Source organism: Burkholderia sp. YHN3-13, assembly GCF_055810675.1.
Genome location: NZ_JBVVNQ010000001.1, coordinates 49,180 through 75,997, shown reverse-complemented (window position 1 = coordinate 75,997; position 26,818 = coordinate 49,180). Strand labels below are relative to the sequence as shown.

Here is a 26,818-nt window from a genome sequence, read left to right as displayed (position 1 = left end):
CAACGGGGCGGGAGGCTGGGGTGCCTCCTCTGTGGCGGACGGCGGGCCGCGCGAACGGCCCGCCTGATCGGGCTTGCGTCAGTCGTCGAACGCGACGACGATGCGGCGCCATGCGCCGTCCTGCGCATCCTGCTCGACGCGCGCGCCGCGCACGGCGACGGGGCCTTGCAGCGACGCCGGCAGCAGGATCTCGACGCGCTCGGCCGGGCGGGCCGGGCGGCCGTCCCAGCGCACCGACACGCCGAGCGCGCCGGATGCCTCGCGGCCGGTTTCGATCCGCCACAGTCCGTATTCGCCGTCGCGCCAGGCTTCCGTTTCGCCGTCGTCCTCGACGCATTCGCCGGACGCGACGCCGTCCTCGATGCGTGGCGCGACGAGGAAGCCGCGCGTGTCGCCGCGCGCGCCGAAGTGCTGGGCCGCGACGTTCAGCGGCAGCACGCGGCCTTCGCGCAGCAGCATCACGGGCGTGTCGAGCGGGGCGGGCAGCGTCACGCTTGCGCCGCCGTCGAACGCCTGCGCGCTCGCGCAGCACATCCAGCGCGCGCCGGACGGCAGGTAAACCGTGCGCGCCGTCTGGCCGGGATCGACGACCGGCGCGACGAGCAGCGCGTCGCCGAGCATCATGTCGTCGCAGGCGTCGTAGCAGCGCGCATCGCCGGGGAAATCGGCGAGGGTCGGTCGCAGCACGGGCTCGTAGCGCGTCGTCGACAGCCACAGCAGGTGGTAGAGGTAGGGCAGCAGCCGGTAGCGCTGTTTGATCAGCGACGCGATCTGCGCGGTGATCTCCGGATACATCCACGGCTCGTTGACGGTGCCGTCGTCGTTCCACGAATGGACGCTGAAGCGCGGCATGAAGATGCCGAACTGCACCCAGCGCAGCAGCAGCTCGGGCGACGGCGCGGGGCCTGAGAAGCCGCCGATGTCGTGGCCGATGTTCGACACGCCCGACAGCGCGAGCCCGAGACCCATCTTCAGGTTGTAGCGCAGCGTTTCCCACGACGTGTAGTTGTCGCCGGACCAGGTCTGCACGTAGCGCTGCATGCCTGCGCCGCCGGCGCGCGACACGAGGAACGGCCGCCGCGCCGGCGCATGCGCGCGCTGCGCGTCGCGCGACGCGCGCATCATCAGCATCGTCTGCAGCACCTTCGCCTCGCGCGCCGGGAACGGCTGGCCGAAGCCGTGCGCGATCGCGTCGGGCGACCAGATCTCGTATTCGTTGTTGTCGTTCCAGGTCGATTCGATTCCATAGTCGAGCAGCGCCGAGGTGACCTGCTCGCTCCACCAGCGGTACGCATCCGGCCGCGTGAAGTCGATATAGGCGCCGACCTCGTCCCAGAACTGCACCCATGCGGGCTCGCCGGACGCCGAGCGGATCAGCAGCCCGCGCTTCGCGGCATCGTCGAACGCGGGATGGTCGCGCAGCAGGCACGGCTTGATGTTCGCGCACAGGCGGATGCCGTGGTCGCGGTAATGCTGCACGAAACCCTTCGCGTCGGGAAACTTGTCGCGATTCCAGTTGAACACGTAGCGCTTCGCGCCGATCGACGTGTAGCCCGACGACAGGTGGAACGAATCGCACAGGATGTCGTGCGTGTCGCACTGCTCGACGAACTGGTTCATCTGCTGCTGCGCGTCCGGCGCGTCGGTGTAGCTCATCGTCGAGCCCGAATAGCCGAGCCCCCATTTCGGCGTGCGCGCGGGGCGCCCGGTGAGCCACGTGAAGCGCCGCGCGGCCGCGAGCGGCGTGTCGGGCGAGGCGATGAAGTAGTAGTCGAGATCGCCGTGCTCGGCGACGAAATAGCGGTACGGGCCGTGATAGTTGTCGAGTTCGCGGCCCATGTCGAACGTGCAGTCCGACAGCGTGTCGTAGAGCAGCCCGAAGCCCTGGCACGCGTCGGGCGACCACGTGATGTAGAACGGGATGTGCTTGTACAGCGGGTCCGTATGCTTCGCGCTGTAGCCCATCGCGTCGATGTTGCGCATCTCGAAGCGCGCGCCCGTGCGGTCGAGTTCGCCCGCGCGTTCGCCGAGGCCGAAGACCTTGTCGCCGCGTTCGCGCGCGACGTAGTGATACGCGCGATCGTCCCACCAGCCGAAGTTGTACGCCTGCGTCGCACGGTCGGCGAGCGCGACGCGCCAGGCGCCGTCCGCCCCGCGCATCGACCACGTGCAATGGCCGCCTTGCCGGCGTACCGCGAGCCGGATCTGCGCGGTTTCGACCAACAGGACGTCGTCGTCCTCGGCGAGGGAAAAGGCGGGCAGCGTGAAGCCGTCGAGGTCGAGGCGGTCGCGCCCGTCGAGCGGCACGTCGTCGAGGCCCGGCGCGATCGTCCACGTGCGCGGGTTGCGCGCGGTCGCGTCGGGCAGCACGCGCACCCGCACGATGTCGTCCTCGAGCACGAAGATCTCGACGGTGGCGCCCGTTTCGGACGCGAGCAGCACGCGGTTCGCGTGCGTGGCGGCGACGCGGAACACGGGCGGATGAAGAAGCGAAGTCATGGATGCGATTCCTGGTGAGAGCGAATGTCAGGCGTGCTGCGCGAGCAGGCGTTCCTGCTTCGACTGCCCGCGGATCAGCACCGCGAGCAGCGTCACGCCGATGATGTCGAACAGGCCGAGGCACGCGAACAGCGGCGCGTAGCCGATCTTGTCGGCGAGCGCGCCGACCAGCAGCGAGAAACCGAGCCCGCCGATCCACGCGGCCATTCCCGCGAAGCCGCTCGCGGTGCCGACTTCCTCGGAATCGAACACGTCGGCCGACAGCGTGTTGACGAGCGCGGAGATCATCTGGTGCGCGAAACCGCCGACGCAGAACAGCGCGATGGCCGTGTACGGCGACGACACGAGGCCGATCATCGCGGGCCCGAGCATCAGCACCGCGCCGAGCGCGACGCCGGCGACGCGCGACCACACGAGCGGCAGCTTGAAGCGCGTCGCGAGATACGGCGACAGGTAGCCGCCCGCGATGCCGCCGGCGTCGGCCGCGAGGAACGGCATCCACGCGAAGATCGCGATCTGCGTGAGCGGCATGTGGCGCTCGGTCGCGAGGTACAGCGGAATCCAGAAGCTGAAGGTCTGCCAGGCGGGTTCGGCGAAGAAGCGCGGCAGCGCGATGGCCCAGAAGCGCCGCGCGGTGACGACGTCGCGGATACGGCGCTTCGACACGGGCGGCATCGTCGCCTGGCCGTCGCGGATCAGCGTGCGTTCCTGCGGCGAGATGCGCGGATGCTCGGCGGGCGACCGGTACTGCGTGTACCAGAGCGCGGCCCATACGAACCCGAGCGCGCCGGTGGCCATGAACGCGGCCTGCCAGCCGAACCGCATCGACAGGAACACGACGAGCGGCGGGGCGATCGCGGCGCCGAGCGACGTGCCCGCATTGAAGTAGCCGACCGCGACGGACTTCTCGCGATCGGGAAACCATTCGGCGACAGCCTTCATCCCCGACGGAATCGCGGCGGCTTCGAACAGCCCCAGGAAACCGCGCAGGATGCCGAGCGACAACCAGCCCGACGCGAAACCATGCGCGACGCCGACCACCGACCACAGCATCGCGAACAGCGCGAAGCCGAGCCGCAGCCCGATCAGGTCGACGATGAATCCGCATACCGGCTGCATGATCGTGTAGCCGATCTGGAAGGCCCCGACGATGTACGAATACTGTTGCGTCGAGATCGCAAACACCTGCTTCAGCTCGGGCGCGAGCACCGCGAGGGAATTCCGTGCGAGGTAGTTGAGGATCGTGCCGAGACACACGAGCACGATGATCCACCAGCGCAATGCCTTGACTGTTTTCACTGCTGTCTCCTGTTGGGCAGGGCGGGCATGCGACACCTGCCTTGAACCATGCGAGCCGTCCGATCAGGACGGCTCTTTCACCTTATTTGTACGATGTCCGATCATATTGGACACCGGTTTCCATCGGTTTATATCGAAATCAAGCGGTTCGAGCGAACATTTCGTGACCGTCTGACGTCTTTGTTATCTGACGACTGATCATTTTCGAGCATCCTATGTTCGAATTCGAATCCGGTCAACGTGAATTTGCATTCGAACGAACATGATCGGGGTTTTCCCGATAAGCGGACGGCAGCGGCGCACGAAGACGGCCGCGGCCGCGTGCCGAATGCCCGCGTGGCGGGGCTGTGCGACGGCTGGACGCGCGGCGCCCGTCGGATGGGGCGTGACAACCCTGATGAAAATTTATTTCTTTCCGGAATCTGGATTGTGTAAATTGATTTTCATCATCCTTGCAACGACCCTTCGCATGACGCCTCTCGTTCCGCCCGATGCCATTCACGACGAACCCGCGATCGCCGAGCGGATCGCGTCGGCGATGCCGTTGATGACGCCGATTCACCGGCGCATGGGCGAGTTCGTGCTCGCGAACCCGTTTCGCGCGGCGACGATGCGGATCGACGAGCTCGCGCAGGCCGTGAATGCGTCGATCGCGACCGCGAACCGCTTCGCGAAGGCGCTCGGTTTCGACGGCTATCCGGCGATGCGCGCGGCGCTCGTGCGCGGCTTCGAGGCGACGCTCGGGCCGGTCGAGCGGCTGCGTTCCGCGCAGGAGCAGGAGCCCGGCGTACGCGGCGCGGTATGGATCGACGCGGTATTCGACCAGGCCGTCGCGAACATCGGGAGCACGCGCGCGCAACTCGATGCGGCCGACGTCGAGGCCGCGGTCGAGGCGATCGTCGGCGCGCGGCGCGTGCTGATCCTCGGCGCCGGGTCGAGCGCGTTCCTGGCCGGGCTGATGGAGCACGGGCTGTCCGTGTGCCATGACAGCGTGCAGTCGCTCGCGCTGCTCGGCGGGCCTTCGCACGCGGCACGGCGCCTGTACACGGCCGATTCGCGCGACCTCGTGATCGCGCTCGCGTTTCCGCGCTACGTGAAGGACACGGTCGAGCTGGCCCGTCGTGCGGCGGCGCGCGGCGCGCGCGTGCTCGGCATCTCGGACGGTCCGCAATCGCCGCTGGCGCCGATCGCGTCGTTGAACCTGTACGTCAAGGCCGAACGGCGTTTCGCCGCCACGTCGGAAGCCGCCGTGCTCACGATGATCGAGGCGTTGATCGACGCGGTCGCGCTGCGTACGCACCGGTCCGCGAAATCCGCCGCCGAAATGACCGAATTCCTGCTGCCTTGGCTCGTGCAGCCGCAGGCGGCGTTGCCGGCCGTCAACCCTTCTTCCCCCGGTCCGAAAAAATCATGACTTCACCCGCGATCGTCGCGATTCACGGCGGCGCAGGCACGATCCTGCGCGAAGCGATGGATACCGACACCGAACGCCGATACCGTGGCGAACTGACCGCGATCCTGCAGGCCGCGCAGCAGGTGCTGGCCGACGGCGGCAGCGCGCTCGACGCCGTCACCGTCGCCGTGCGCATGCTCGAGGACTGCCCGCTGTTCAACGCCGGGCGCGGCGCCGTCTACACGGCCGAAGGCAAGCACGAACTCGACGCGGCGGTCATGGACGGCGCGACGCTCGGCGCCGGCGCGATCTGCTGCGCGACGCGCGTGCGCAATCCGGTGCTGGCCGCACGACGCGTGATGGAGGCGAGCGAGCACGTGCTGTTCGCCGGCGCGGGCGCCGATGCGTTCGCGGCCGCGCAGGGGCTCGAGCTTGCGGAACCCGGCTACTTCGACACCGAAGCGCGGCATGCGCAGTGGCTCAAGGCGCGTGCGACGGCCGGTGCAATGCTCGACCACGATGCGGCGACGTTCGCGTTCGGCAAGTCGCAGCCGGCCGAGCCGCTCGATCCGGACCGCAAGCACGGCACGGTCGGCGCGGTCGCGTGCGACCTGCACGGCCACATCGCGGCGGCGACGTCGACGGGCGGCATCACGAACAAGCAGCCGGGGCGGGTGGGCGATTCGCCGATCATCGGCGCGGGCTGTTATGCCGACGACGCGACTTGCGCGGTATCGTCGACGGGTACCGGCGAAATGTTCATCCGGCTCGCGACCGCGCACGACGTCGCCGCGCAGATGGCGTATCGCGGCGCGTCGCTCGCCGACGCGGCACACGACGTCGTGATGAACAAGCTGCCGCGCCTGGCTGGCCGCGGCGGGATCATCGCGGTCGATGCTCAGGGCAACGTCGCGATGCCGTTCAACACCGAAGGGATGTACCGCGGTTACGCGCGCGTCGGGGAGGCGCCGGTCGTCGGCATCTACCGCGACGATGCGGCCTGATTCCGGATCGCACGAGGAGAACCCCGCATGACTTCGAGCCGAACCCCATCCGGCCTCGTGCTGCCCGAACAGCGCGTGGTGGCCGTCGACGACCTGTCGGTCACGTTCCGCCGCGACGGCGCGACGTTCGACGCGGTGCGCAACGTGTCGTTTCACGTCGACCGCGGCGAGACGCTCGCGATCGTCGGCGAATCGGGCTCCGGCAAATCGGTCACGTCGCTCGCGCTGATGCGGCTCGTCGAGCACGGCGGCGGCGCGATCACGGGCGGCCGGATCGCGTTCCGGCGCCGCGGCGGCGCGCTCGTCGATCTGGCGCAGGCGAGCGCCGCGACGATGCGCGGCATTCGCGGCGCGGACATCGCGATGATCTTCCAGGAGCCGATGACGTCGCTGAACCCGGTGTTCACGGTCGGCGACCAGATCAGCGAGGCGATCGCGCTGCACCAGTCGAAGAGCGCGGCCGAAGCGCGCGCGGAAGCGCTGCGGCTGCTCGATCTCGTGCGCATTCCGGAAGCGCGCCGCGTGTTCGCGCGTTATCCCCACCAGCTGTCGGGCGGGATGCGGCAGCGCGTGATGATTGCGATGGCGCTGTCGTGCCGGCCCGCGCTGCTGATCGCCGACGAACCGACGACCGCGCTCGACGTGACGATCCAGGCGCAGATCCTGCAACTGGTGCGCGGGCTGCAGGACGAAATGAACATGGGCGTGATCTTCATCACGCACGACATGGGCGTGGTCGCCGAAGTGGCCGATCGCGTGCTCGTGATGTATCGCGGCGAGAAGGTCGAGGAGGGCGAGTCGGACCGCATCTTCGCGGCGCCCGCGCATCGCTACACGCGGGCGCTGCTCGCGGCCGTGCCGCGGCTCGGCTCGATGCAGGGCACCGACGCGCCCGAGAAATTCCCGTTGCTGAAGGTGGACGCGAGCACGACGGCACCGGCGCCGGCCACGGCGCCCGCCGCGAACGACGATGCGCAGCCGCCCGTCGATCGCGCCGCACCGCCGATCCTGCGCGTGCGCGATCTCGTCACGCGCTTTCCGGTGAGAAGCGGCGTGTTCGGCCGCGTGTCGCAGTACGTGCATGCGGTCGAGCGCGTGAGTTTCGAGCTGCGCGCGGGCGAGACGCTTGCGCTCGTCGGCGAATCGGGCTGCGGCAAGTCGACCACCGGCCGTTCGCTGCTGCGCCTCGTCGAATCGCAGAGCGGTTCGATCGAATTCGACGGCCGCGACATCAGCGCGATGAAGGGCGCGGACCTGCAGGCGCTGCGCCGGAACATCCAGTTCATCTTCCAGGATCCGTTCGCGTCGCTGAACCCGCGCCTGACGGTCGGCTTCTCGATCATGGAGCCGCTGCTCGTGCACGGCGTCGCGAGCGGCAGCGAGGCGCAGGCGCGCGTCGACTGGCTGCTCGACAAGGTCGGCCTGCCGCCCGAGGCCGCGCGCCGCTATCCGCACGAATTCTCGGGCGGCCAGCGCCAGCGGATCGCGATCGCGCGTGCGCTCGCGCTGAACCCGAAGGTCGTGATCGCCGACGAGTCGGTGTCGGCGCTCGACGTGTCGGTGCAGGCGCAGATCGTCAACCTGATGCTCGACCTGCAGCGCGAGCTCGGCGTCGCGTACCTGTTCATCTCGCACGACATGGCGGTGGTCGAGCGCATCAGCCATCGCGTCGCGGTGATGTATCTCGGCCAGATCGTCGAGATCGGCCCGCGCCGCGCGGTGTTCGAGGCGCCACAGCATCCGTACACGAAGAAGCTGATGAGCGCGGTGCCGGTGGCCGACCCCGCGCGCCGGCATGCGCCGCGCCAGCTCGCGGCGGACGAAATCCCGAGCCCGATCCGCGCGATCGGCGACGACCCGGTCGTCGCGCCGCTCGTCGCGGTCGGCCCCGATCATTACGTCGCGACGCATCGCGTCGGCGGCGCGTATTGAGCGCGCGGCAGGTTGCATATGGACCGCAGCTGCGCACGAGCGAGACAACGGCGTCTTTATCCCGAGCGGGTGCAGTCACGCCGCGATTTCCACCACGCGTTACCGAATCATCCACAGGAGCCCAGCAAGATGAACAAGCCGTATTCGTTCCCGATGTTCCGTCCGCGCGCGCTGTTCGCGGCGGGGGCCGGCGCGCTCGCGCTGTCGGTCGCGGTGCCCGCGTTCGCGCAGCAGAATGTCGTGGTCGCCGTGTACTCGACGTTCACGACGATGGACCCGTACGACGCGAACGATACCGTGTCGCAGGCCGTCGTCAAGTCGTTCTACGAGGGGCTGTTCGGTTTCGACCGAAACATGAAGCTCGTCAACGTCCTGGCGACCAGCTACACGGCGTCGCCGGACGCGAAGGTGTACACGGTCAAGCTGCGCGAGGGCGTGAAATTCCACGACGGCACCGACTTCAACGCGGCCGCGGTGAAGGCGAACTTCGATCGCGTGACCGACCCGGCGAACAAGCTGAAGCGTTACGGCCTGTTCCGCGTGATCGAAATGACCGAAGTGGTCGATCCGACCACGGTGCGGTTCACGTTGCGCGAGCCGTTCTCGGCGTTCATCAATACGCTCGCGCACCCGTCGGCGGTGATGATCTCGCCGGCCGCGCTGAAGAAGTGGGGGCGCGACGTGTCGCTGCATCCGGTCGGCACCGGGCCGTTCGAATTCGTCGAATGGAAGCAGACCGACGACATGAAGGTGAAGAAATTCGCCGGCTACTGGAAGAAGGGTTATCCGAAGGTCGACACCATCGACTGGAAACCGGTGGTCGACAACAACACGCGCGCCGCACTGATCAAGACGGGCGAGGCGGATTTCGCGTTCACGATTCCGTTCGAGCAGGCGAGCGACCTCAAGAGCAACCCGAAGATCGAGCTGATCGAGTCGCCGTCGATTATCCAGCGCTACATCTCGCTGAACACGCAGCAGAAGCCGTTCGACAACCCGAAGGTGCGTGAAGCGCTGAACTACGCGGTCAACAAGGAAGCGCTCGCGAAGGTCGTGTTCGCCGGCTACGCGACGCCTCAGACCGGCGTGGTGCCGATGGGCGTCGAATATGGGACGAAGCTCGGGCCCTGGCCGTACGACCCGGCGAAGGCGCGTGCGTTGCTGAAGGAAGCCGGTTATCCGGACGGATTCGAATCGACGCTCTGGTCCGCGTACAACCATTCGACGGCGCAGAAGCTGATCCAGTTCGTCCAGCAGCAGCTTGCGCAGGTCGGCGTGAAGGTGCGCGTGCAGGCACTCGAGGCCGGCGAGCGGGTCGCGAAGGTCGAGAGCGCGCAGGATCCGGCAGCCGCGCCGGTGCGGATGTACTACAGCGGCTGGTCGGCATCGACGGGCGAAGCGAACTGGGCACTGACGCCGCTGCTCGCGTCGGCATCGGCGCCGCCGAAGCTCTACAACACCGCGTACTACAAGAGCAGCGCCGTCGACGACGATCTCGCGAAGGCGCTGGAGACGACCGACCGCGCGAAGAAGGCCGCGCTTTACGCCGACGCGCAGAAGCAGGTGTGGACCGACGCGCCGTGGATTTTCCTGGTGCAGGAGAAGATCGTCTATGCGCGCAACAAGCGATTGCACGGCATGTACGTGATGCCGGACGGTTCGTTCAACTTCGACGAAATCTCGGTGAAATGACGGCGGCTTGCCCGCCACGCGGTGCCGGCGGCGCAAGCCGCCGGTGCGCTGATTCGATCGGTGCCCCATGCTGAATTTCCTCGTCAAACGCCTGTTCGGCCTGCTGCCCACGCTCGCGATCGTCGCGGTGCTGGTGTTCCTGTTCGTGCACCTGCTGCCGGGCGACCCGGCGCGGCTCGCGGCCGGCCCCGAAGCAGACGACGCGACGGTCGCGCTCGTGCGTGCCGATCTCGGGCTCGACCGGCCGCTGCCCGCGCAATTCGTGAATTTCTTCGCGAAGATCGCGCACGGCGATTTCGGCACGTCGACGCGCAGCAAGCGGCCGGTCTCGACCGAGATCGGCGAACGTTTCATGCCGACGCTGATGCTGACGCTCGTCAGCATGGTGTGGTCGACGCTGTTCGGCATGGCGATCGGGATTGCGTCGGCGGTCTGGCGCAATCGCTGGCCCGACCGTCTCGGCATGACGATCGCGGTGTCGGGTATCTCGTTTCCGGCGTTCGCGCTCGGCATGCTGCTGATGGAAGTCTTCTCGGTGAAGCTCGGCTGGCTGCCGGTCGTGCCGGACGGCTCGTGGAAGAGCTACGTGCTGCCGTCGCTGACGCTCGGCGCGGCGGTCGCGGCCGTGATGGCGCGCTTCACGCGCGCGTCGTTCGTCGAGGTGCTGAACGAGGACTTCGTGCGCACCGCGCGAGCGAAGGGTGTGCACGAGCCGATGGTCGTGCTCAAGCACTGCCTGCGCAACGCGATGATCCCGGTCGTCACGATGATGGGGCTGCAGTTCGGCTTCCTGCTCGGCGGCTCGATCGTCGTCGAGGTCGTGTTCAACTGGCCGGGCCTCGGCCGCCTGCTCGTCGATGCGGTGACGATGCGCGACTACCCGGTGATCCAGGCGATCGTGCTGCTGTTCTCGCTCGAATTCATCCTGATCAACCTGACCGTCGACGTGCTGTACGCGGTCATCAACCCGACCATCCGGTTCAAGTGAGGCGCGCATGAACGCGACTGTCCAGACCGCGGCGCCGGCCGCATCGAGCGTGATCCGCACGCCGTGGCGCGAATTCTGGCGCAAGTTCCGCAAGCAGACCGTCGCGCTCGTCGCGGGCGGCTTCGTGCTCGCGCTCGTCGTGCTGGCGTTCGTCGGCCCGCACATCGTGCCGTTCGACCCGGAGAACTATTTCGACTACGACGCGCTGAACGCGGGGCCGTCGGCCGTGCACTGGTTCGGCGTCGATTCGCTCGGCCGCGACATCTTCAGCCGGATCGTCACGGGTACCCGCATCTCGCTCGCGGCCGGCTTCTTCTCCGTTGCGCTCGGCGCGGTGATCGGCACGTTCTTCGGGCTGCTCGCCGGCTACTACGAAGGCTGGTGGGACCGCATCACGATGCGTATCGCCGACGTGCTGTTCGCGTTCCCGGGCATCCTGCTCGCGATCGGCGTGGTGGCGATCCTCGGCAACGGGATGGTCAACGTGATCTGCGCGGTCGCGATCTTCAGCATCCCGGCGTTCGCGCGGCTCGTGCGCGGCAACACGCTGATGCTCAAGCACATGACCTACGTCGAGGCCGCGCGCAGCATCGGCGCGTCGGACTGGACGATCATCGTGCGGCACATCCTGCCGGGCACCGTGTCGTCGGTCGTCGTCTACTTCACGATGCGGATCGGCACGTCGATCATCACGGCCGCGAGCCTGTCGTTCCTCGGGCTCGGCGCGCAGCCGCCGACGCCGGAGTGGGGCGCGATGCTCAACGAGGCGCGCGCGGACATGGTGACGGCGCCGCACATCGCCATTTTTCCGAGTCTCGCGATCTTCCTGACCGTCCTTGCGTTCAACCTGCTCGGCGACGGGCTGCGCGACGCGCTCGATCCGAAGCTGGAGCGCCGCTGATGCGGGTGGCGCCGATGTGGAGTGCCACGTTGCCGGCCGGGCCGCGCGGCACGATCGCCGACGTGCCGGGCGTGACGGTCGGCCATTGCACGCTCGATGCCGGGGACGTGCAGACGGGCGTGACCGTCGTGAAGCCGCATCCGGGCGACGTGTACCGCAGCAAGGTGCCGGCGGGGGCCGCCGTGATCAACGGCTTCGGCAAGAGCGTCGGGCTCGTGCAGGTCGACGAACTCGGCACGCTCGAGACGCCGATCGCGCTGACCAATACGTTCGGCGTCGGCGCGGTGGCCCAGGCGCAGATCCGTGCGGCGATCGCCGCGAATCCGCGGATCGGCCGCGACTGGTCGACCGTCAATCCGCTCGTGTTCGAGTGCAACGACGGTTACCTGAACGATATCCAGGCATTCGCGGTCACGGCCGCGCATTACGACGACGCGTGCCGCACGGCCTCCCGCGACGTCGCACGCGGTGCGGTGGGGGCCGGGCGCGGGATGTCGTGTTTCGACCTGAAGGGCGGGATCGGCTCCGCATCACGCGTGGCGTTCGCGGCTGGCCGGCCCTACACGGTCGGTGCGCTCGTGCTCGCGAATTTCGGCCGACTGCCGATGCTGACGCTCGGCGGCTTGCCGCTCGGGCACGTCGTCGCGCAACGGCGTGCGGCCGAAGCCGCGCATGCGGCGCCGCCCGAGCAGGGTTCGATCATCCTGTTGCTGGCCACCGATGCGCCGCTCGACGCGCGGCAGTTGTCGCGCCTCGCGCGCCGCGCAGGCGCGGGGCTGGCGCGTACCGGTTCCGTCTACGGGCACGGCAGCGGCGATATCGCGCTTGCATTCTCGACGGCCTGCACGATCGCGCACGACGCAACGACGATCGCGTTGCCGGCCCTCGTGGCCGATGCGGCGCTCGATCCGCTGTTCATGGCCGCGGCCGAAAGCGTCGAGCACGCGATCGCCGACGCGTTGCTGCAGGCCGTGACGGTCGCCGGGCGCGACGGGCACGTGCGGCAATCGCTGCGTGACGCAGTGCCCGATCTCGACCGCTTGTTCAACGAAAATAACGAAGGGCATCCGACCCAGTCATGAAAATTCTGATCTCGACCGACATCGAGGGCGTCGCCGGCGTATTCGCCATCGAGCAGACGCGCGCGGGTAATCCGGAGTACGAACGCGCGCGCCGCTGGATGACCGCCGAGGCGAACGCGGCGATCGAAGGCGCGTTCGCGGGCGGCGCGCAGGCCGTGTGGGTCAACGATTCGCACGGCGGCTATCGCAACCTGCTGCCCGACGGGCTCGATGCGCGCGCCCGCGTCGTGCTTGGCAAGCCGCGCATGCTCGGGATGATGGCGGGCCTGGAACAGCAGCCCGACCTCGTGTTCATGATCGGCTATCACGCGAAATCGCAGACGCGCGGCGTGCTTGCGCACACGATCAACAGCTTCGCGTTCACGCAGGTGTGGCTGAACGGCGTCGAGCTCGGCGAAGCCGGGCTGTACGGCGCGCTGGCGCACGAATATGGCGCGCGCGTCGCGCTCGCCACGGGCGACGACGTGTTCGCCGGGGAAACGCAGCCGCTGTTTCCGGATGCGCGTTTCGAGACGGTCAAGACGGCCGGCGGCGCATCGAGCGGCGATACGCTCACGCCCTCCGCGTCGTGTGCGCGGATCGCGGCCGCCGCGCGCGAGACGGTCGCGCACGCGCTGTCGGCCGGGTGGCGCGCGGGTGCGCATCGGCCCGCGCCGGCTGCTTGCACGCTGCGCGTGCAGACGGCCGCGCAGGCCGACCTGTTCGGCGTGCTGCCGTCGCTCGAGCGCGTCGATGCGGTGACGCTGCGCTTCGACGGGCCGTCGGTCGAGCACGTGGTGCGCACGCTGAACAGCCTGTCGGCCATGTCGTTCATGCTGCGGTGATGCGCGCCGCCACGATGCCGCGTGCGTGCGGCCGGTCAGTCGACGACGGCGGGGCGGGCCGTCGCGGCGAGCAGGAACGCTTCCATCGCCGCGACCAGCGCGAGCGGCGTCTCGTTCATCGGATAGTGGCCCGCGTTGCGCAGCACGTCGACGGTCGCGAGCGGATAGCGCCGCAGGTAGGTGCGGGCCATCAGCGCCGCGTCGAACGCCGGATCGTGTTCGCCGATCAGCACTTTGACCGGATGCGTACCGGCGATCTCGCTGCTGAAATCCGTATCGGCCCACGCGCGGAAGTACGCGCCGAAAGCCTGCGCCGACGAACAGGCTGCCGAATACGCGGCTTTCCACTCGACCCAGGCGGCGGGCAGGCGGCCGCCGGTGCTGCGGTCGATGATGGTTCGGCGATCGGCGACGTGGTCGGCGGCGCGCTCGAATAACGCGCGTCGTGCGGTGTCGAACGGCAGGCCGCCGCACGGCACGGGCGCGATCGGCACCAGCGCGCGCACCCGGTCGGGCGCGATGGCGGCGATCTTCTCGATCGCCATGCCGCCCATCGAATGGCCGACGAGGCTGAAGGTCGGGAAACCGAGCGCGTCGGCGAGCGCGAGCGTGTCGGCGGCGATTTCGTCGATCGTATAGTCGCCGCGTGCGTCGCGCATGCGGCCGTAGCCTCGGTAGTCCATGAAGACATAACTGAAATGCTCGCGCGACAGCCACGCTTCGACGGGGTCGAATGCGCGGGCGTCGCCGAACCAGCCGTGCAGCACGAGAACAGGGTGGGGGCCGTCCCCCACGCGATGAAACGTATTCGGCATGTCCGCTCCGATGAGGTTGCAATCCGGCCGATCAGGCCGACGGGTCTTGCGGCCGGGAGGCCGCGCAACGGTGGAGCGGATCGTAGATCGATCGAAGGCGACCCGCCTTCGATATCGGGTCATTGATGATGGAATTCGGGCCGTGAGAAATACGCTGCTAGATCCCTACGAACACCTTCCGCGGAGCGTGGTCGTGACCGCCAACGACTATGCGGCCGGCACGACGTTTCCGGAGCACGCGCATGGGCGCGGGCAATTCGCGTTCGCGTCGCGCGGCACGATCAGCGTGTCGACGCCGCACGGGCGCTGGCTGGTACCGCCGCAGCGCGCGTGCTGGGTGCCGGCCGGCGTGCGGCACGAAATGACGATGACCGGGCCGGTCACGATGCTCAACACGTTCGTGTCCGCCGATGCCGCGCAGGCGGCCGGTTTGCCCGGGCAGTGCGGCGTCTATGGCGTGTCGCCGCTGCTGCGGCAACTGATCGACGACGCGATCGACCTGCCGGCCCTGTACGACGTCGACGGGCGTGCCGGCAAGCTGATGGACCTGCTGGTCGCGGAAATCGCGACGATGCCGCGCCTGTCGCTGCATGCGCCGCTGCCGTCCGATGCAAGGCTCGCGAAAGTGTGCCGGCACCTGTTCGCGTCGCCGTCGATCGCGGCCGATCTCGACCAGGTCGCGGCCGACGCGGGCGTGAGCCGGCGGACGTTCACGCGGCAGTTCCGCGCGCAGACGGGCGTGAGTTTTGCCGCGTGGCGCCAGCAGGTGTGCATGCTCGCGGCGATTGCCCGCCTGACCGACGGGCAGCCGGTGACGCGCGTCGCGCTCGATCTCGGGTATGCGAGCGCAAGCGCGTTCACGTCGGCGTTCCGCCGCATCCTCGGCGATACGCCGAGCCGGTATCTGGAGATTCGGCGCTAGCCGGCCGCAACCGCAAAAAAATACGCGCCCGCCAAATTCGGTCGGACGCGTTTAAAGGCACTCGGTCAGAAAAAAATGCGCGAACAACCCGTTGGGCCGTTTCGCGCATTACCTGTGTAATTGTTGCCTCTTCAGATTTAATCCTTGTTGCTCGTTGCAGATAACGAAGGATACGCCGCATAACGCGCAAACGATATCCCGTTGGTTCGACGATCCATGTGCGGTCGCAGCATGCGTTTCGATCACGCGTTTGAAGTCGGGGCAAGACGCCACGGCCAACAGGCATTCGCGGCCGCCACGCGCCACGATGCGACGCATCATCGAATGATGGCGACGGCGCATGAAAAACGCCGCGTGATGCGATGCCTGTCGGTATCGCGCCACGCGGCGGGCGGTTGCGTGCGACGCCGGCCTGTGCCGGCGCAAGCGTCAAACGTCGAAGAACACCGTTTCGTCAGGCCCCTGCATGCGGATGTCGAAGCGGTAGACGACCGGACGGCCCGGTTGCGCGTCGCGTTTCGCGACGAGCGTCGCGCGGCGCTCGGCCGGCACCGCGTTCAGCACGGGGTCGGTGGCGTTCGCCGCGGCTTCGTCGTCGAAGTACACGCGCGTGAACGCATGGGTGAGGATCCCGCGCATCATCACGGTCACGTTGATGTGCGGTGCCTCGTCGGCGGCGATGCGGCCCGGCTTCACCGTCTCGACGACGAAGCGTTGTTGCGCGTCGGTGCCCGTGCCGACCCGCGCGAAACCCGTGAAGCCGGAGGCCGCGATGTCGGCGCGCGAGGCCGGGTAGCGGCCCGCGCTGTCCACCTGCGTGAATTCGAGCACCGCGTCGCCGACGACGTTGCCGTCGCCGTCGAACACCTGGCCGACCAGCAGCACGTGCTCGCCTTCGGCGTGCGCCGCGGCGATCGTCGGCGTGAACAGGCTCTTCAGGTCATAGTCGTATTGCTGCGGGCACAGGCCGTACGCGAAGTACGGGCCGACCGTCTGCGAAGGGGTTTGCTTCAGCGTCGTCATGGTTCAGCGCTCCATCGGGGTGGCGTCGCGGCCGCGCAGCACGATGTCGAATTCGTAGCCGAGCGCATAGCCTTCTTCGGTGATGTCCATCGAGAAGCGCGAGATCAGGCGATCGCGCGCGGCCTCGGGCGTGCCCTGGAAGATCGGGTCGTACGCGAGCAGCGGATCGCCGGGGAAGTACATCTGCGTGACGAGACGCGAGCCGAAGTAATCGCCGAACAGCGAGAAGTGGATGTGATTCGGGCGCCACGCGTTCGGATGGTTGCCCCACGGATACGCGCCGGGCTTGATCGTCAGGAAGCGGTAGCGGCCTTCGTCGTCGGTCAGGCAGCGGCCGGCGCCGAGGAAGTTCGGGTCGAGCGGCGCGTCGTGCTGGTCGACCTTGTGCACGTAGCGGCCGGCCGCGTTCGCCTGCCACACCTCGACGAGCGTGTTGCGCACGGGCTTGCCGCCTTCATCGAGCACGCGGCCCGTGACGACCATGCGCTCACCGAGCGGCTCGCCGTTCTTCACGGCGTTCTTCGTCAGGTCGTGGTCGAGCGCGCCGAGATCCTCGGCGCCGTAGATGGGCGCGTACTGGTCGCGCAGCTTCTCTTTCAGCGGGATCAGCGGGCGGGTCGGGCCGCGCTTCACCGACGAGCGGTACTCGGGGTGGACATAGGCCGGATGCGACGGCCAGTCGCGCGGCGTGAGGATCGTGGGGGAATCCATCGGGCGTCTCCTGTTAGGTTTTTCGCAAAGTGGATGGCAAGACTTTAGCCAATCCGGAAAGTTATGCAAAATGACCTTTTTTCGTCGGACGCATAACCATTCGTTATGTTCGACACGCCCATGAAAAATCCGCCGGACAGGATGCCTGTCCGGCGGATGAAAGCGATCGGGCTTCGCGTCGTCGATGACGACCCCGTGCACGGCCCTCCAGCCAGCCCGTCGCTATTTTTTGTCGTTTGTTCTTGTCGTTATGCGGTCTCCCTGAGCGCGCCCGTTGTCAGCGGCGGGCGGGATCGAACACGATCCCGTCGAATTCGAGCGACAGCGCGTCGCTGCGCAACAGCGCGGCCGGCGTCGCGGTCCGCTCGGCACCCAGCACGTCGAATACGTATTGCGCGCAGAATCCGCGCCGCACCCGCGGGTTGAAGCGATGGCCGAGCAGTGCGTCGATGCGCTGTTCGGCCATCGCGTGCGTCTGGCGCTGAGCGTCGGCCGACGGCGCCGCGATACGGCGTGCCAGCGCGATGCGCCCGCCTTCGGTATGGGCGACGAAGCGCGACAGCGGCGTGAGCTTCGTCCACGCCAATGCAGCCGATTCGGCGATCACCGGTTCGTCGCCCGACGTATCGACGACGATGCCGAAGCGGTTGGTCCACGCACCCGCCGAAGCCGTCGTGCCTGCCGCGTCGCTCGGCGCCCTTGCCGGCACGCGGATGAATACGAGATCGCCGACATGCGCGCCGGCGGCCAGCGTGCGGACGGTCGCAAGCGGCAACGTGCGATCGGTGTCGCGTGCCTCGCGCGGGGCTGTGTCATGCGGTGGGTACGCGGCGGTTTCGGTTCGGGTGGTCATTTCGGCTTCGTCGTCGAGTGACAGGACGGAGCGGATTATGCGGACAAGTAACGATAAATGTTAATTTGCCTGTGCGAGTAGCCTAATATTCGACCTGGAGCATCATTTTTCGATACCAAAATGACCGAAACCGCCCAACTCATCGACACGCTGAAGCGCCAGTTGAAGGCGCAGGGCATGACCTACCGCGACGTCGCGCGGGTGCTCGACGTCTCCGAGACGAGCGTGAAACGGCTGTTCGCCAGCGGCCGGTTCACGCTGGAGCGTCTGGCGGAGATCGCGCAACTGCTCGGCTATACGCTGGCCGAGCTCGTGCAGGAGGCGTCGGTATCGGCGCCGCGGCTGCACGTGCTGACCGAACAGCAGGAGGCGCTGCTCGTGTCGGACGAGAAACTGCTGCTCGTGGCCGTCTGCGCGATCAACTACTGGACCGTGCAGGACATCGTGTCGGCCTATCAGGTGACGAAGGCCGAGTGCGTGAAATACCTGCTGATGCTCGACCGGATGAACGTCGTCGCGCTGCTGCCGGGCGACCGGATTCGCGTGCGCGTCGCGCGCGACTTCGACTGGCTGCCGGGCGGGCCGATCCGCCGGTACTTCCATGCGCATGCGCTCGGCGATTTTCTCGACAGCCGCTTCGACGGCGCCGGCGAGACGATGACGTTCTCGCAAGGGATGCTGACCGAGGCCGCCGCCGCGGAGCTCGAACTGGAGTTGCGCCGGCTGCGCAACAAGGCGGCCGCGCTGCATGCGGAATCGTCGTCCGCGCCGCTCGGGCAGAAGCATGGCACGGGCCTGCTGATCGCGAAGCGGATCTGGGAGCCAGCGGGGTTCCACGCGCTGCGACGCGGCACGTGATATCGCGCCGAGTGCTTGGGGCTATCCGGAAAGTTATGCAAAATGGCATTTCATCGTCATCTGCATAACCGCCCGTTATGAATAATCGTATCGCCGACGGCCGCGTCAAGTTCCGGCACCTGCAGTGTTTTCTCGCGGTCGCGCAGTTGGGCGGCGTGCAGAAGGCCGCCGAAAGCCTGTCGATCACGCAGCCGGCCGTGTCGAAGACGATCGCCGAACTGGAGGCGATCCTCGGCGTGAAGCTGTTCGAACGCGGCCGGCAGGGTGCACAGCCGACCCGCGAAGCGCGGTTGTTCATGCCGCACGCGAACGCCTGCGTGCTGGCATTGCGGCAAGGCGTCGGGCTGCTCGCGCGCGAGGGCGGGGCCGCCGCGGCGACGCTCGAAATCGGCATGCTGCCGACCGTCGCGGCCTCGCTCGCGCCCGCGCTGATGAAGGCGCTGGCCGCACGCTGGCCGCGCGTCGTCGTGCGGATCGCGACGGCCGCGAACGCCGATCTGCTCGAGCGCCTGAAATCCGGCGCGATCGAGTGCGCGATCGGGCGCCTGTCGGAGCCGGAGCGGATGATCGGGCTCGCGTTCGAGCAGTTGTACAACGAGCCGCTCGTCGCGGTGGTGCGGGCCGGGCATCCGCTGCTCGCGAGCGCGGCGCCCGCTGCCGAACTCGCACGCTATCCGGTCGTGCTGCCGCCGTTCGGCACGCTGATCCGGCAGTCGGCCGAGCAACTGCTCGGCGCATGCGGCGCACCGCCGCTGGATTCGTTCATCGAGGTGCTGTCGGTATCGGTCGCCCGCGCGCTGGCGCTCGAGAACGACGCAGTCTGGTTCGTGCCGCTCTATGCAGCCGAATACGACCTGTCGGCCGGTGCGCTGGCGCGCCTGCCGCTGCCGTCCGCGGGCACCGACGAGCCGGTCGGGCTCGTGCTGCGTACCGATGCGCAGCCGTCGCCGGTTGCGCGAACGCTGATCGACGCGGTGCGCGACATTGCGCGGTCGCGGTTCGGCGAGGCGGGCGCGCACCGCGCGCCACGTCCCGCGCGCAAGCCAGCCCGCAACGGCGATTGATCCGTCGGGCTGCACGGGCCGTGCGATGCGATCCGTTTTCCCGCGGCCGGATCGGCCATTCGGCCAGTAGCGATCCACATGGTGCTTGGCATATCGTACCGTTTTTGGTACGATCGGTGACAAGACGATGGCGAGACAGCAGATCCAGGTCACGCTCGGCGTGCGGTTCTTCCGCACGGCCCGTGGCAACGAGCCGGTGCGCGAATGGCTCAACGCGCTCGGGCAAGCGGAGCGAAGGGCGATCGGCGAGGAGATCAAGACCGTGCAGCTCGGCTGGCCGCTCGGCATGCCGCTGGTCCGGAAGATGGCGAAGGATCTGTGGGAGATCCGGGTGATGCTGCCGGGGCGGAGTGTCCGCGTGCTGTTCACGGTCTCCGGCGGCACGATGGTCCTGTTGCACGGCTTCTTCAAGCAGTCGCGGGCCACGCCGCCGGACGATCTTGCCGTCACCGTCGCGCGCCTGAAAGCGCTGGCGCACGCCACCTGAATTCCCCGGTTGCGCCGGAATGCCTCGCCCCGACGGTCGGGCAGCCGGCAACGCCCTGCACTGGAGTACGACATGACGACCACGAACAACCCGTATATCGGCAGCGATTTCGACGCCTTCCTTGAGGCGGAAGGCAATCTCGAGGCGGCCACCGCGACCGCGATCAAGCGCGTGATCGCGTGGCAGATCGGCGAGGAAATGAAGGCGCAGCACATCACGAAAACCGCGATGGCGGCGCGGATGAAAACCAGTCGCGCCGCGCTCAACCGGCTGCTCGACGAATCCGACACGAGCCTCACGCTGGCGACGCTCGCGAGCGCGGCCGCCGCACTCGGCAAGCGGCTCAGTTTCGCGCTGGTGCCGGCCTGACCGGCGTGAAGTCGTCGCGCCCGGCGTTCGGGACGGCGCCCTTCACAGGCGGCTGGCCACAAGCGGGCACGCGTCGGCCCGCTTGCCCCGGGTCATTTGCGTGACGCGGTCACCTGCAGATAAAGCAGCGCAGCGCCCGCGAGCAGCAGCGGGCACAGGAAATACCATCCGGTCGTGAGGAACAACCCGGCGACCGCGACCAGCGAAACCCACGCGCAGCGGTACGCGATCCCGCCGCGCGGCAACAACTTCAACGCGGCCGCGGCGCCAAGCCCGTACACCATCACGAAACATCCGGACGTGACGAGCACGAGCGGCTTGGGGCCGACGTCCGAGAGCGTCGTCGCGGCCAGCGCGACGGCTGCAAGCAAGGCGATCACGCCGAGGCTGCGGCGCGGCACGCCGCCGACCTGGCTGCCCTGCGCGAGCCAAGCGGGCAATGCGCCGTCGCGTCCGAGCGCCGCGCCGAGCTTGGCCGCGCCCGCGAAATACGCGTTCATCGTGCCGAGCGTGAGCAGCAGCGCGGCGGCCGCCGCCAGCACCTGCGCATGGCCGCCGATACCGCCCGCGATCAGCTCGGCGAGCGGCGCCCCTGATGCGCCGGCCGACGGCCCGAGCACCATCACGCTCGCGGCGGCGACCGACAGGTACAGGAACCCGACGACCACGACCGCGATACCGGCCGAGCGCGGCATGTCGTGCGCGGGCCGGCGGAATTCGGCCGCGAGATGCGTGATCGCTTCCCAGCCGGCGAAGCTCCATACCAGCAGCGCGGCGGCCTGGCCGACCGCGAGCCAGCCGTGCGGGGCGAACGGCTGCAGGTTCGCGGAGCGCGCATGCGGTGCGGACGCCAGCACCGCGGCGAGCAGCAGCGTGACGAGCAGCGCCGACAGCACGAGTTGCATGCGGCCCGATACGGTGACGCCGAAGGCGTTCGCGGCCGACACGGTCGCGATCAGCGCCGCGGCCGTGACGATGATCGTCGTGTGCCCGCCGCCCGTGACGGCCGCGACGTAGGCGCCGCCGAACATCGCGGCGGCCGGTGCGCCGGCCGGCACCGCGAAATAGAAGCACCAGCCGACGATGGCCGCGGCTTTCGGGCCGAATGCGCGCCGTGCGTAGGTCGAGACACCGCCGGAATCGGGATAACGTGCGCCGAGCGCGGCGAAGGTGGCCGCAAGCGGCCCCGACAGCACGACGAGCGCGGCCCATGCAAGCAGCGAGGCCGGGCCCGCGACCTCCGCGGCAAGCGCGGGCAGCGCGATCACGCCCGTGCCGAGCACGGCGCCGATATACAGCGCGGCGCCCTGGAAAATGGTCAATGAGCCCGCGTGACGAGCGGCGGGCGAATCGGCATGCGACGACATGAGCGGCAGTCTCCGGAAGGCTTGTTGTGTGCGGGTGATCGCGCGCAAAGCCCGCGCGGTCAGTCGCTCGATGCTACCGGAACGATCGCGGCAATGCGGCGTGGCGATCAGTAGTCCGTGTGACGTGCGTGTCAGCCGATGTCAGCAGTGGCGCGCGAGCCGCAGGCGCGCGTCCTCGCGCGCGGCGGGCGACAGGTCGGGCGCATAGTGGAACGTGCCCGACACGAGCGACGCGATGGGCACGCCGTCGCGGAACAGCACGCGATTGCCGGCCAGCGCCGGCACCTTGTCGCCGGGCAGCAGCGTGCCGGCGAGGTTCAGCGGGTCGGCGCCCGTCACGCACACGTATTGCCCGTCGCCCGGTTGCCGCCTGAGTTCGCGCAGGATCGGGATGGCCTCGGGCAGCGCGAACTGCTCGCCGGCGAGTCCGGCCACGAAACGTCCGCCGCGAATCTCGCCGCGCGCTTCGAGCCGTTGCAGCACGCGCACGAGTTCGCGCCAGCTCGGCAGCCAGTCGGCCTCGCGTTCGAGCAGCCGCCAGAACACGACGCCGTAACGGCGCAGCAGCGTCCAGACGATGTGTTCGAGTGCGTCGGGATCGGTCGTGGCCGGCCCGCGTTTCGGCGTGGGGCTGTCGACCGGCGGCGCGTGACGCTGCACGAGTGCCCAGCGGCCCGCGTCGTCCATCCCGCCGATCAGCGCGCCGCCGCGTCGCGTGCGCGGTGCATAGGTCGCGCCGCGCTTCACGGCCGGTTTCAGCAACGCGCGCAGGCCGGCGTAGCTGTCCGCGTTCACGAGGCCGGCCGACACGAGTTCGCCGAGCGCCTGCTCGAGCTCGACGGGCAGCATGTGCAGGTCGTCGAGCAAGGCATCGAAGAACATCGCGCCGTGCGCGGCGAGTGCCTCGCGTACTTGCGTGGCGCGTGCCGACAGCGCCGGTTGCGCATCGGGATCGCGCAGCGCTTGCCAGGCGGAAAGATGGCGGCGCGGCAGCAGCACGATCGGCGTCGTTTTCACGGGCGTGCCGGCCGCCCGTGCGGGTGCGCCGATGCGTGTCCAGACCAGCTTGCCCGAGCGGCACAGCTCGTCGAGGCCGCCGGCCATGTAGTCGGTCAGCCGCGCGGGCAGCAGCGCGTCTTCCCACGCGCTCGCCGCGGCCTCGTAGCCTTCGAGCTGTTCGACCACGGCCGCGAGTGCGTCGCGGCCCGTGCCGCGCGTGTCGGGTGTCACGTGCTGCCAGTGGAACAGGAAGCGCATGAAATCGGCGCGTTCGACCGGTTCGATCTCGCGGCGCAGCCGCTTTACCGTATAGCGATGAATGCGCGCAAGCAGATGACGTTCGCACCATTCGTCGGTCGTCGCGCCGGGCGTGAAGCGGCCGCGCATCACGTAGCCTTCGCGCTCCAGCGCAGCGAGTGCCGTCGCGATCGCCGAAGCCGGCAGGCCGAGCGGTGCGGCGATCGCGTCGAGCGCGAGCGGCCCGAAGCCCGTGAGCCGTGCACGGATCACGTCGACGAGGGCCGCATCCGCGTCCCATGGCTGTGCGCAGGCGGCCGGTACCTTGAGCACCGGCGTCGGGCGCGCATCGGGATGCAGCGCGCGCACGCACACGAGCCGCTCGACCGGTACCCACAGCACGGCGCCGCCCGGCGTAACGAGCTTCGTCGCGCGGCGGCGGTCGGCGAGCGCCGCGAGCAGGTCGGGCCAGCCTGCGTGTGCGTGCGCTTCGCCGTCGGTGATGCACGCGAGCGTGAGCAGCGCATCGTGCATTTCATCGGCGTCGCGCACGAGCGGCCAGGCTTCGTCGCGCACCGCGTCGATCGCGTCGGCGTCGAGCGCGCCGAGATCGTCGGCCGATTCGGGGTCGCTCCAGCGGCGCGACTGCACGGCCTGCGTGCGGCGCTCCTCGAGCGGCGCGTCGTCGAGGAACGCGTAGGGCTTCGCGTTCAGGATTTCGGCCGCGAGCGGCGACGGCGCGGGCAGGTCGCGCGCGACGAGCTCGATCGCGCCGCTTTCGATCCGGCGCAGCAGCGCGAGCCAGCCGTCGGTGTCCATTGCATCGTGCAGGCAGTCGTCGAGTGTCTGGTCGACGAGCGGGTGGTGCGGAATCTCGCGTTCGCCGACGATGTTCTCGAGGCACGCGACCTGATCGGGGAACACGGTCGCGAGCAAGTCCTCGCTCTTCATCCGCTGCAGTTGCGGCGCGGTGCGCCGGCCGCCGGTGAAGCGCGGGAGCGCAAGCGCGGTCGTCGCATTCCAGCGCCAGCGCACGCCGAACATCGGCGCGTCGAGCAGCGCCTGGACCAGCACGTGCTCGGCGCTGGCCGAACGCAGGTAGCGCCACACGTCGTCGAGCGCGAAGCTGTGCGCGAGCGACAGCGACAGGATGATCGCGTCGTCGGTCGCGGCGGCCTGCAGCTCGAAGTTGAAGCTTCGGCAGAAGCGCTTGCGCAGCGCGAGCCCCCAGGCGCGATTGATGCGGCTGCCGAACGGCGAGTGGATCACGAGCTGCGTGCCGCCCGATTCGTCGAAGAAACGCTCCATCACGAGCGTGTCCTGCGTGGGCAGCGCACCGAGCGCGGCGCGGGCACGGGCGAGGTAGTCGACGATCTGGCGCGCGGCGTCCGGCGACAGGCCGAGCGCGTCGACGAGCCAGCGCAAGGCGGGCGCGAGGCGGCTTTCGGCGGAGGAGAGCGCGGTGCCCGCTTCGGCTGTCGCATCGGGTTTCGCGTCGCTCGCGGCCTGGCCGGCCGCACGTTTGCGCCCACCGGCGCGGGCGCCTTCGCCGGCCAGCCGGTCGCCGTCGGCGAACAGCCCGTCGAGCCGCGCGCGCAGCCGGCCGACCGCCGCCGACAGTTCGTCGCTGCGCCCCGGCGCCTCGCCGAGCCAGAACGGAATGTTCGGCGACTGGCCTTGGGCGTCCTCGACGCGCACGCGGCCCGTTTCCACGCGAATGATCCGGTACGACTGGTTGCCGAGCTGGAACACGTCGCCGGCCAGGCTCTCGATCGCGAAATCCTCGTTGACGGTGCCGACCTGGATGCCCTGCGGTTCGAGCAGGACCGCGTAGTCGGCCATGTCGGGGATCGTGCCGCCCGACGTGGTCGCGGTCATCATCGCATTGCGGCGCCCGCGCACGGTGCCGCCGACCACGTCGCGATGCAGGTACGCGCCGCGCACGCCGCGACGGCTCGTGAAGCCTTCGGCGAGCATCTTCATCACTTCGTCGAAGCGCTCGCGTGTCAGCCTTGCGTACGGCGCGGCACGCGTGAAGCTCGCGTACAGCGCGTCTTCCTGCCACTCCGCACACGCGACTTCGGCCACGATCTGCTGCGCGAGCACGTCGAGCGGCGCTTCGGGAATCCGCAACGCGTCGAGTTCGCCGCGTTGCACGCAGTCGAGCAGTGCCGCGCATTCGACGAGCTCGTCGCGCGACAGCGGGAAGAGGCGCCCCTTCGGCACGCCGCCGACGTGGTGCCCCGAACGGCCGACGCGCTGCAGGAACGGCGCGATGCCGCGCGGCGAGCCGACCTGGCAGACGAGATCGACGTCGCCGATGTCGATGCCGAGTTCGAGCGACGCGGTCGCGACGAGCAGCTTCAGTTCGCCGCGCTTCAGGCGTTGCTCGGCATCGAAGCGGTGTTCCTTGGCCAGGCTGCCGTGATGCGCGGCGATCGCATCCTTGCCGAGCCGGTCGGCGAGATGGCGCGCCATGCGCTCGGCGGTGCGCCGTGTGTTGACGAACACGAGCGTCGTGCGATGCGCGGCGGCGAGCCCGGCGATGCGGTCGTACACCTGTTCCCACACGTCGGTGGCCATCACCGGTTCGAGCGGCACGTTCGGCAGTTCGAGCGCGAGGTCGCGCTCGCGCGTGTGGCCGGTGTCGACGATCGTACAGTCGCGCGGCGCGTCGGCCGGGCCGCCGACCAGGAAGCGCGCGACCGCGTCGATCGGCTTTTGCGTCGCCGACAGCCCGATGCGCGGCAGCGCGCGGCCGGCCAGCGCGTCGAGGCGTTCGAGCGACAGCGCGAGATGGCTGCCGCGCTTGGACGACGCGAGCGCATGGATCTCGTCGACGATCACCGAGCGCACGTTCGACAGCATTTGCCGCCCGGAGGTGGACGACAGCAGCACGTACAGCGATTCGGGCGTGGTGACGAGGATGTGCGGCGCGCGCTTGCGCAGTGCGGCACGCTCGGCCTGCGTGGTGTCGCCGGTACGCACCGCGGTGCGGATCGCCGGCACCGGCAGGCCGAGTTGCGCGAGCGATTCGGCGATGCCGGCGAGCGGCGCGTCGAGGTTCACGTGGATGTCGTTCGACAGCGCCTTCAGCGGCGACACGTAGACGACTAGCGTTGCATCGGGCAGCGTGCCGTCGTGCGCCAGCGCATCGCGCACCAGATCGTCGAGCGCGCACAGGAACGCGGTGAGCGTCTTGCCGGAGCCGGTCGGCGCGGCGACGAGCGTCGACCGGCCGGCCTTGATGTGGGGCCACGCGAGCGCCTGCGCGCCGGTCGGCGCGGCAAACGTGCGGCGGAACCACGCGGCCACGGCCGGGTGGAACACGTCGAGCGCACGGGCGGCAGGGCGGGTAGCGGTGACGTCCATCGGAGCGTTGAAATGGGGTGCGAGTGCGCGGGCGAACCGCGCATGAATCGAATCGTCAGTGTGCCAGACGTCGCGGGTGCGTGCCGGGCAGGCCTATCGACGATTCATCTTCAGATGGGGGCTCGCG

At 68.8% G+C, this 26,818-nt stretch carries 22 protein-coding genes; 14 read left to right on the top strand and 8 right to left on the bottom strand.

The genetic code is table 11. The features are described 5' to 3' along the window. Positions 1–78 precede the first annotated feature (78 nt). A complete protein-coding gene (locus AC0KUR_RS00325; RefSeq protein WP_473375165.1) occupies positions 79–2,499 on the bottom strand; it encodes a glycoside hydrolase family 31 protein in 2,421 nt (806 codons plus the stop codon). Positions 2,500–2,526: 27 nt separating this feature from the next. Then, the gene (locus AC0KUR_RS00320; protein ID WP_473375164.1) at positions 2,527–3,798 is read right to left on the bottom strand and encodes an MFS transporter; all 1,272 of its coding nucleotides are present in this window, start codon (positions 3,796–3,798) and stop codon (positions 2,527–2,529) included. 240 nt (positions 3,799–4,038) lie between these two features. On the opposite strand from AC0KUR_RS00320, the gene AC0KUR_RS00315 reads away from it, so the two are divergent. The 9 genes from AC0KUR_RS00315 (at position 4,039) to AC0KUR_RS00275 (ending at position 13,614) form a co-directional block, all read left to right on the top strand. Further along, positions 4,039–4,233, top strand: a complete 195-nt coding sequence (locus tag AC0KUR_RS00315; RefSeq protein WP_141727435.1) for a hypothetical protein — start codon at positions 4,039–4,041, stop codon at positions 4,231–4,233. Between the two features lie 34 nt (positions 4,234–4,267). Continuing rightward, entirely contained in the window at positions 4,268–5,212 is a 945-nt protein-coding gene (locus AC0KUR_RS00310) for a MurR/RpiR family transcriptional regulator (protein WP_049030772.1), read from the top strand. Then, on the top strand, positions 5,209–6,195 hold the full coding sequence (locus AC0KUR_RS00305) for an isoaspartyl peptidase/L-asparaginase family protein (protein ID WP_049030774.1): 987 nt from the start codon (positions 5,209–5,211) through the stop codon (positions 6,193–6,195). The genes AC0KUR_RS00310 and AC0KUR_RS00305 overlap by 4 nt, the downstream gene beginning before the upstream one ends. A 27-nt stretch (positions 6,196–6,222) precedes the next feature. Continuing rightward, entirely contained in the window at positions 6,223–8,127 is a 1,905-nt protein-coding gene (locus tag AC0KUR_RS00300) for a dipeptide ABC transporter ATP-binding protein (protein ID WP_473375163.1), read from the top strand. A 129-nt stretch (positions 8,128–8,256) separates the two neighbouring features. Beyond that, entirely contained in the window at positions 8,257–9,819 is a 1,563-nt protein-coding gene (gene gsiB, locus AC0KUR_RS00295; protein ID WP_473375162.1) for a glutathione ABC transporter substrate-binding protein GsiB, read from the top strand. Positions 9,820–9,886: 67 nt separating this feature from the next. Further along, positions 9,887–10,807, top strand: a complete 921-nt coding sequence (gene gsiC / locus AC0KUR_RS00290; protein WP_034191591.1) for a glutathione ABC transporter permease GsiC — start codon at positions 9,887–9,889, stop codon at positions 10,805–10,807. A 7-nt stretch (positions 10,808–10,814) separates the two neighbouring features. Next, the gene (gene gsiD, locus AC0KUR_RS00285) at positions 10,815–11,708 is read left to right on the top strand and encodes a glutathione ABC transporter permease GsiD (protein ID WP_473375161.1); all 894 of its coding nucleotides are present in this window, start codon (positions 10,815–10,817) and stop codon (positions 11,706–11,708) included. Then, positions 11,708–12,790: a DmpA family aminopeptidase gene (locus AC0KUR_RS00280; protein ID WP_473375160.1), complete on the top strand. Its 1,083-nt coding sequence runs from the start codon at positions 11,708–11,710 to the stop codon at positions 12,788–12,790. Before gsiD ends, AC0KUR_RS00280 begins: the two co-directional genes overlap by 1 nt. After that, entirely contained in the window at positions 12,787–13,614 is an 828-nt protein-coding gene (locus tag AC0KUR_RS00275) for a M55 family metallopeptidase (protein ID WP_473375159.1), read from the top strand. The genes AC0KUR_RS00280 and AC0KUR_RS00275 overlap by 4 nt, the downstream gene beginning before the upstream one ends. 35 nt (positions 13,615–13,649) lie before the next feature. Here AC0KUR_RS00275 and AC0KUR_RS00270 read toward each other — a convergent pair whose 3' ends face one another. Beyond that, complete coding sequence (locus AC0KUR_RS00270) at positions 13,650–14,429, bottom strand: alpha/beta fold hydrolase (RefSeq protein ID WP_069705292.1); 780 nt, start codon at positions 14,427–14,429, stop codon at positions 13,650–13,652. Positions 14,430–14,571: 142 nt separating this feature from the next. Between AC0KUR_RS00270 and AC0KUR_RS00265 the strand changes: the two genes are divergently transcribed. Beyond that, positions 14,572–15,351, top strand: a complete 780-nt coding sequence (locus AC0KUR_RS00265) for an AraC family transcriptional regulator (RefSeq protein WP_034191586.1) — start codon at positions 14,572–14,574, stop codon at positions 15,349–15,351. 429 nt (positions 15,352–15,780) lie between these two features. Here AC0KUR_RS00265 and pcaG read toward each other — a convergent pair whose 3' ends face one another. From pcaG to AC0KUR_RS00250, 3 genes are all read right to left on the bottom strand, one after another. Then, complete coding sequence (gene pcaG / locus AC0KUR_RS00260; RefSeq protein WP_034191585.1) at positions 15,781–16,374, bottom strand: protocatechuate 3,4-dioxygenase subunit alpha; 594 nt, start codon at positions 16,372–16,374, stop codon at positions 15,781–15,783. 3 nt (positions 16,375–16,377) lie between these two features. Further along, positions 16,378–17,085, bottom strand: a complete 708-nt coding sequence (pcaH, locus tag AC0KUR_RS00255; RefSeq protein ID WP_473375158.1) for a protocatechuate 3,4-dioxygenase subunit beta — start codon at positions 17,083–17,085, stop codon at positions 16,378–16,380. A gap of 277 nt (positions 17,086–17,362) precedes the next feature. Next, positions 17,363–17,938, bottom strand: coding sequence for a YiiX/YebB-like N1pC/P60 family cysteine hydrolase (locus AC0KUR_RS00250; RefSeq protein ID WP_034191584.1), 576 nt, complete (start codon positions 17,936–17,938; stop codon positions 17,363–17,365). Between the two features lie 120 nt (positions 17,939–18,058). Here AC0KUR_RS00250 and AC0KUR_RS00245 point away from each other — a divergent pair, with 120 nt between their 5' ends. From AC0KUR_RS00245 to AC0KUR_RS00230, 4 genes are all read left to right on the top strand, one after another. Continuing rightward, complete coding sequence (locus AC0KUR_RS00245; RefSeq protein WP_069705293.1) at positions 18,059–18,796, top strand: helix-turn-helix domain-containing protein; 738 nt, start codon at positions 18,059–18,061, stop codon at positions 18,794–18,796. A 77-nt stretch (positions 18,797–18,873) separates the two neighbouring features. Further along, positions 18,874–19,860 (top strand): pca operon transcription factor PcaQ, encoded by a 987-nt coding sequence (gene pcaQ / locus AC0KUR_RS00240; RefSeq protein ID WP_034191582.1) that lies wholly within the window; start codon positions 18,874–18,876, stop codon positions 19,858–19,860. 127 nt (positions 19,861–19,987) lie between these two features. Beyond that, positions 19,988–20,347: a type II toxin-antitoxin system RelE/ParE family toxin gene (locus AC0KUR_RS00235; RefSeq protein ID WP_049033345.1), complete on the top strand. Its 360-nt coding sequence runs from the start codon at positions 19,988–19,990 to the stop codon at positions 20,345–20,347. A gap of 72 nt (positions 20,348–20,419) precedes the next feature. Next, positions 20,420–20,716, top strand: a complete 297-nt coding sequence (locus AC0KUR_RS00230; RefSeq protein WP_034191581.1) for an XRE family transcriptional regulator — start codon at positions 20,420–20,422, stop codon at positions 20,714–20,716. 92 nt (positions 20,717–20,808) lie between these two features. Here the strand turns inward: AC0KUR_RS00230 and AC0KUR_RS00225 are convergent, their stop codons facing one another. Beyond that, positions 20,809–22,083, bottom strand: coding sequence for an APC family permease (locus tag AC0KUR_RS00225; RefSeq protein WP_034191580.1), 1,275 nt, complete (start codon positions 22,081–22,083; stop codon positions 20,809–20,811). Positions 22,084–22,224: 141 nt separating this feature from the next. Continuing rightward, complete coding sequence (locus tag AC0KUR_RS00220; RefSeq protein ID WP_473375157.1) at positions 22,225–26,691, bottom strand: DEAD/DEAH box helicase; 4,467 nt, start codon at positions 26,689–26,691, stop codon at positions 22,225–22,227. Positions 26,692–26,818 lie beyond the last annotated feature (127 nt).

Excerpts from the sequence above, each read along its gene's own strand:
- AC0KUR_RS00325 (WP_473375165.1), bottom strand. The coding sequence starts at position 2,499 with ATGACTTCGCTTCTTCATCCGCCCGTGTTCCGCGTCGCCGCCACGCAC.
- AC0KUR_RS00310 (WP_049030772.1), top strand. The coding sequence starts at position 4,268 with ATGACGCCTCTCGTTCCGCCCGATGCCATTCACGACGAACCCGCGATC.
- AC0KUR_RS00305 (WP_049030774.1), top strand. The coding sequence starts at position 5,209 with ATGACTTCACCCGCGATCGTCGCGATTCACGGCGGCGCAGGCACGATC.
- AC0KUR_RS00300 (WP_473375163.1), top strand. The coding sequence starts at position 6,223 with ATGACTTCGAGCCGAACCCCATCCGGCCTCGTGCTGCCCGAACAGCGC.
- gsiB (WP_473375162.1), top strand. The coding sequence starts at position 8,257 with ATGAACAAGCCGTATTCGTTCCCGATGTTCCGTCCGCGCGCGCTGTTC.
- gsiC (WP_034191591.1), top strand. The coding sequence starts at position 9,887 with ATGCTGAATTTCCTCGTCAAACGCCTGTTCGGCCTGCTGCCCACGCTC.
- gsiD (WP_473375161.1), top strand. The coding sequence starts at position 10,815 with ATGAACGCGACTGTCCAGACCGCGGCGCCGGCCGCATCGAGCGTGATC.
- AC0KUR_RS00280 (WP_473375160.1), top strand. The coding sequence starts at position 11,708 with ATGCGGGTGGCGCCGATGTGGAGTGCCACGTTGCCGGCCGGGCCGCGC.
- AC0KUR_RS00275 (WP_473375159.1), top strand. The coding sequence starts at position 12,787 with ATGAAAATTCTGATCTCGACCGACATCGAGGGCGTCGCCGGCGTATTC.
- AC0KUR_RS00270 (WP_069705292.1), bottom strand. The coding sequence starts at position 14,429 with ATGCCGAATACGTTTCATCGCGTGGGGGACGGCCCCCACCCTGTTCTC.
- pcaG (WP_034191585.1), bottom strand. The coding sequence starts at position 16,374 with ATGACGACGCTGAAGCAAACCCCTTCGCAGACGGTCGGCCCGTACTTC.
- pcaH (WP_473375158.1), bottom strand. The coding sequence starts at position 17,085 with ATGGATTCCCCCACGATCCTCACGCCGCGCGACTGGCCGTCGCATCCG.
- AC0KUR_RS00250 (WP_034191584.1), bottom strand. The coding sequence starts at position 17,938 with ATGACCACCCGAACCGAAACCGCCGCGTACCCACCGCATGACACAGCC.
- AC0KUR_RS00245 (WP_069705293.1), top strand. The coding sequence starts at position 18,059 with ATGACCGAAACCGCCCAACTCATCGACACGCTGAAGCGCCAGTTGAAG.
- pcaQ (WP_034191582.1), top strand. The coding sequence starts at position 18,874 with ATGAATAATCGTATCGCCGACGGCCGCGTCAAGTTCCGGCACCTGCAG.
- AC0KUR_RS00235 (WP_049033345.1), top strand. The coding sequence starts at position 19,988 with ATGGCGAGACAGCAGATCCAGGTCACGCTCGGCGTGCGGTTCTTCCGC.
- AC0KUR_RS00230 (WP_034191581.1), top strand. The coding sequence starts at position 20,420 with ATGACGACCACGAACAACCCGTATATCGGCAGCGATTTCGACGCCTTC.
- AC0KUR_RS00225 (WP_034191580.1), bottom strand. The coding sequence starts at position 22,083 with ATGTCGTCGCATGCCGATTCGCCCGCCGCTCGTCACGCGGGCTCATTG.
- AC0KUR_RS00220 (WP_473375157.1), bottom strand. The coding sequence starts at position 26,691 with ATGGACGTCACCGCTACCCGCCCTGCCGCCCGTGCGCTCGACGTGTTC.